Raw genomic sequence first — 5,460 nt, 5'->3', positions numbered from 1 at the left:
GGTGAACCAGCCGACGGTGCGGGAGAGGTCGAGGGAGCGCGGCATGCTGTCGACGGCCTGGCGGCCGTGGCTCTCCAGGGTGACGACCAGCGGGCGGGGTCCGCGCCAGCGCTGGAAGGCCATGGTCAGGGCGGTGAGCAGGAGGTCCTCGACGGTGGCGTGGAAGGCGGCCGGGAGGTCGGTGAGCAGGGGGAGCGTCTCTTCGCGCGACAGGGTCAGCGTGGCGTGGGAGGGCGGGCCCTCAGCGCCGGGCAGGGGTTCGACGTCGCTCAGGACGGTGCGCCAGTACGGGAGTTCGGCGGCGCGGGCGGGCCGGACGGCCTCGGCGGTGAGCGCGCGGGCCCAGGTGCGGAACGAGGTGGGGACCGGGTCGAGGGGCCGGGCGCCGTCGGTGCCGGTGGCCAGGTCCCAGGCGCGGGCCAGGTCCGGCAGGAGGACGCCCCAGGACACGGCGTCGACGGCGAGGTGGTGGATGACCAGCAGCAGCCGGCCCGGTTCGCCCGGCCCGGCGTCGAACCAGACGGCCTGGACGACCCGGCCCGCGTACGGGTCGAGGCGTCCGCGTGCGGCCTCGGCCTCGGCGCGGACGACCTGCTGCCGCTCCTCGCTCCAGACGCCCGCGGGGGTGGGGGTGACGTCGACGCGGGTGAGGCAGGACGCAGGGTCGGTGGAGCCGGGGGGCGCAATGTGCAGTTCCCCGGGCTGCTGCGGTGTGTTCGTGATCCGCAGCCGCAGGGTGTCGTGGTGGTCGAGCAGCAGGCCGAGCGCCGCCGTGAGGCGGGCCTCGTCGGCGCCCGGCGGGGTCACGAGCAGCAGGGTCTGGTTGAACTCCGTTATGGGGCCGCCGTGGTGCAGCCGCTCGTGCATGACGGCGGTCAGCGGGACCGCTCCGGTTCCGTCGTCGGTGTTCGCGGCGTCCTGCCCAGCGTCCGTGGCGACGGCGGCCAGCCGGGCGGGTGTCTTGTGCTCGAAGACGTCCCGGACCGAGATCGCCAGCCCCTGGGCGCGGGCGCCGCTGACGAGCTGGATCGACAGGATGCTGTCCCCGCCGACGGTGAAGAAGTCGTCGTCGGCGCCGACGCGGGGCAGGGCGAGGAGGTGGGCGAACAGTCCGCACAGCACCTCTTCGCGCGGGGTCCGGGGTGCGCGGCCTGCCGTCGGGGTGAAGTCCGGGGCGGGCAGCGCCCGCCGGTCCAGCTTCCCGTTCGGCGACAGCGGCAGCTCGGCGAGGGCGACGCACAGGGCGGGCACCAGGGCGTCCGGCAGCAGGCCCGCCACGAACCGGCGGACCTCCGCCGCGTCCAGCGTGCCGCGCGCCGGTACCAGGTATCCGACGAGCCGTTTGGTGCCCGCGGCGTCCACGTGCACGGTGACGGCCGCCTGGCCGACGGCCTCGTGGCGCAGCAGGGCGGCCTCGACCTCGCCCGGTTCGATGCGCACCCCGCGGATCTTGACCTGTTCGTCGGTGCGTCCGAGGTGCTCCAGTTGCCCGTCGCCGCGCCGGCGCACCACGTCCCCGGTCCGGTACATACGCTCCCCGGTGCCGAACGGGCAGGCCACGAAGCGCTCGGCGGTCAGCGCGGCGCGTCCGGCGTACCCGCGCGCGAGCCCTTCGGCGGCGACGTACAGCTCCCCCGCGACCCCCGGCGGTACCGGCCGCAGCGCGGCGTCTAGGACGTGCAGGCGGGTGTTGGACACGGGCCGGCCGACGGTCACCGCCTCGCCGGGCAGGGCCTGGCAGGCGGAGACGAAGACGGTGGTCTCGGTGGGCCCGTAGGTGTTGTGGACCGGCGTCCCCAGCAGGTCGGTGGCGGCGGTGACGGTCGCGGCGGGCAGTGCCTCGCCGCCGCACATCACCCATTTCAGCCCGGTGCAGCGCGCGGCGGCGGGCTCCTGGGTGAAGACCTCCAGCATCGACGGCACGAAGTGCACGGCGGTGACGGCCTCGGCGGCGATGACCTGGGCGATGTAGCGCGGGTCCTGCTGTCCGCCGGGCCGCGCCAGCACGACGGCCGCGCCCGTGGTCAGCGGCCACAGCAGTTCGATCACCGAGGCGTCGAAGGTGACCGGCGACTTGTGGAGCATGCGGTCCTCGGGCGCGAGCCGGTACTCGCGTTGCAGCCACTGCGTGAAGTCGACCAGCCCTCGGCGGTGGATCACCACGCCCTTGGGGCGTCCGGTCGAGCCGGAGGTGTGGACGACGTAGGCGGGGTGGGCCGGCAGCAGCGGGCGCGGCAGGTCTGCGGCGGTGGGGTCGGTGGCCGGCAGCCCGCTCAGCTCCCGGACGGCGTCCGGGGTGTCGACGGCCACGACGCCCACTCCGTCGACGGCGGGGAGGCTCGCGGCGGTGTCGGCGGTGGCGAGCACCAGCCCGGGGCGTCCGTCGCGCAGCAGGTAGGCGACGCGCTCGGCGGGGTGGCCGGGGTCGACCGGCAGGTAGGCGGCGCCCGCCTTGAGGACGGCGAGGACGGCGACCACCATGCGTGTCCCGCGCGGTACGGCGACGGCGACGACGTCCTCGGGGCCCGTGCCGCGGCGCAGCAGCCAGTGGGCGAGCCGGTTGGCCTGCTCGTTCAGGGCCCGGTAGGACACGGGGGCGGCGTCCTCGTCGGGGCTGACCAGGGCTATGGCGTCCGGGGTGTGTGCCGCACGCTCCTCGAAGAGGCGGGTCCAGTCGGCGTCCGGGATCGGGTGGGCGGAGTCGTTCCAGGTGTCCAGGAGGCGCAGTTCGTCGGCGCCGAGCAGGTCGGCCGCCGCGAGCCGGGTGCCGGGGTCGGCCACGGCCTGCTCCAGGAAGCGTTCCAGGCGGTCGGCGAACGACTTCGCCGTGGACTCGTCGAAGAGGTCGGTGCGGTAGTGCAGGGTTCCGCGGATGCCGGCGGGGGCGCCGGGGCCGTCGCTGTCGCGGGTCTCGGCGAAGTTGAAGGACAGGTCGAACTTGGCCTCGGTGGGCAGGACGTGCTCGTACCGGGCCTCGACGCCGGGGAGGGTCAGCGGCGGGCGTGCGGTGTTGTCGACGGCCAGCATCACCTGGAAGACCGGGTGGTGGGCGAGGCTGCGGGCGGGGCTGAGCAGGTCGACGAGGCGTTCGAAGGGCAGGTCCTGGTGGGCGTAGGCGTCGAGGTCGGCGTCGCGGACGCGGCGCAGCAGTTCGCGGAAGGCGGGGTTGCCGCTGGTGTCGGTGCGCAGGGCGAGGGTGTTGACGAAGAATCCGATGAGCCCGTCGAGTTCGTCCTGGCCCCGCCCGGCGACGGGGGCGCCGAGCACGATGTCCTCTCCCGCGCCGAGCCGGGTCAGGACGGCGGCGAGCGCGGCCTGGAGGACCATGAAGACGCTGGCGCCGCTCTCGCGGGCGAGGTCGGTGATCCCCTGGTGCAGGGCGGGGGGCCAGTTCAGTTCCAGCACGGCGCCGTCGCGGCCGGCCGTGGCGGGGCGTGCGCGGTCGCAGGGCAGGTCGGCGCATTCGGGGATGCCGTCCAGGGTGCGCCGCCAGAAGTCCGCCTGTTCCTGTGCGGGTGCGCTGTCCTTCGTCCTCGGGCCGAGGAGTCCGTGCTGCCAGAGGGTGTAGTCCGCGTACTGGACGGGGAGCGGCGGCCACTGGGGGGCGTTTCCTTCGAGGCGTGCCCGGTAGGCGGTGCCGAGTTCGCGGATGAGGACGCCCATCGACCAGCCGTCGGCGGCGATGTGGTGCAGCAGGATCAGCAGGACGTGCTCGTCGTCGGCGGTCCGCAGCAGGCGTGCCCGCAGGGGGGTTTCCCGGGCGAGGTCGAAGGGGCGCGCGACCTCGTCGGCCAGGAGCTGTGCGACGGCGTCGGGGTCGGTGTCGGAGACCGTGAGGTGCGGGCGGGCCCGGTCCGCCGGGAGGATCCGCTGCCAGGGCTTTCCGGCGTCGGCGGGGAAGACCGTCCGCAGGATCTCGTGCCGGTCCGTGACGTCGGCGAGCGCGGCCTCCAGGGCCGCCGGGTCCAGTGCGCCCGTCAGCCGTACGGCGAGCGGGATGTGGTAGGCGCTGCCGGAGCCGTCCAGGTTGTCGAGGAACCACAGGCGGTTCTGGGCGAAGGACAGCGGCAGCCGTTCGGGCCGTTCCGTGCGCACCAGGGGCGGGCGCGGCGGGAGGCCGCGGCCGGTCGCTCCGGCCAGAGCTGCCGGGGTGCGGGCCTCGAAGACGTCCCGTACGGAGAGGTCGGCGCCGAGGACCGTGCGGACGCCGGCCGCGAGGCGCATGGCGAGCAGGGAGTCGCCGCCGAGGGCGAAGAAGTCGTCGTCGACGCCGACGGCGGGCAGGCCGAGGAGGTCGGTGAACAGGGTGCACAGCGCCTCCTCCTGCGGGGTACGGGCCGGGCGTGCCGTGGCCTGTGCGGTGCGGCCGGGGGCGGGCAGCGCGCGCCGGTCCAGCTTCCCGTTCGGGGTCAGGGGCAGTTCGGGGAGCGTCACATACGCCGCTGGCACCATGTAGTCGGGCAGCCGGTGTGCGGCGAACTCCCGTACGGCGGCCGGGTCCGGGGCGGGGCCGGCGGGGACGAGGTGGGCGACCAGGCGCCGGGTTCCGGAGGGGTCCTCATGGACGGTGACGGCGGCCTGCGCGATCTGCGGGTGGCGCAGCAGCGCGGCCTCGATCTCGCCGGGTTCGATGCGGAAGCCGCGGATCTTGACCTGCTGGTCGGCTCGGCCCAGGTACTCCAGGCGGCCGTCGGGGCCCCATCGGACCACGTCCCCGGTGCGGTACATCCGCTCGCCGGGCGCGCCGAAGGGGCAGGCCACGAAGCGGCCGGCGGTCAGCGCCGGGCGGCCCGCGTACCCGCGCGCCAGGCCCGGGCCCGCCACGTAGAGTTCGCCCGCGACGCCCTGGGGCACCAGCCGCAGGGCCGTGTCCAGGACGTGGACGCGCAGGTCGGTGAGGGGGCCGCCGATGGCGCCGGCCCGCAGGCCGTCGGTGCGGTCGGCCGGCAGGGGCAGGGCGGTGACGTGCACGGTCGTCTCGGTGATGCCGTACATGTTCACCAGGAGCGTGGAGTCCTGCGGACGCAGCCGGTACCACTCGCGCACCGGGGCGAAGTCGAGTGCCTCGCCGCCGAACACCACGTACCGCAGGGACAGGGGCGGGCCGTCGGTCTCGCCCGCCTGGGCGCGCAGGAGTTCCCCGAAGGCCGAGGGGGTCTGGCTGAGGACCGTGACGTGTTCGTGCGCGAGCAGTCGCAGGAAGCGGGCGGGATCGCGGCTGACGTCGAAGGGGACGGCGACCAGGGTGCCGCCGTGCAGGAGCGCCCCCCACAGTTCCCACACGGAGAAGTCGAAGGCGTAGGAGTGGAACAGTGTCCAGGTGTCGCCGGGTCCGATGTCGACCCACTTCCGGGTGGCGTCGAAGAGCCGGCCGACGTTGCGGTGCGGCACGACCACGCCTTTGGGGCGTCCGGTGGAGCCGGAGGTGTAGATGACGTAGGCGGGGTGGGCCGGCAGCAG

Annotated in this window: 1 protein-coding gene; it reads right to left on the bottom strand. The window is 74.8% G+C overall.

Translation table 11 applies throughout. The annotated features are described in order from the left end of the window. The coding region (locus AOK24_RS32805; RefSeq protein ID WP_159052062.1) for a non-ribosomal peptide synthetase at window positions 1-5,460 on the bottom strand (5,460 nt) is incomplete at both ends.

This window comes from Streptomyces niveiscabiei (assembly GCF_001419795.1).
Taxonomy (GTDB): Bacteria; Actinomycetota; Actinomycetes; order Streptomycetales; family Streptomycetaceae; genus Streptomyces; species Streptomyces niveiscabiei.
This window is presented reverse-complemented; position numbering and strand designations above follow the sequence as displayed.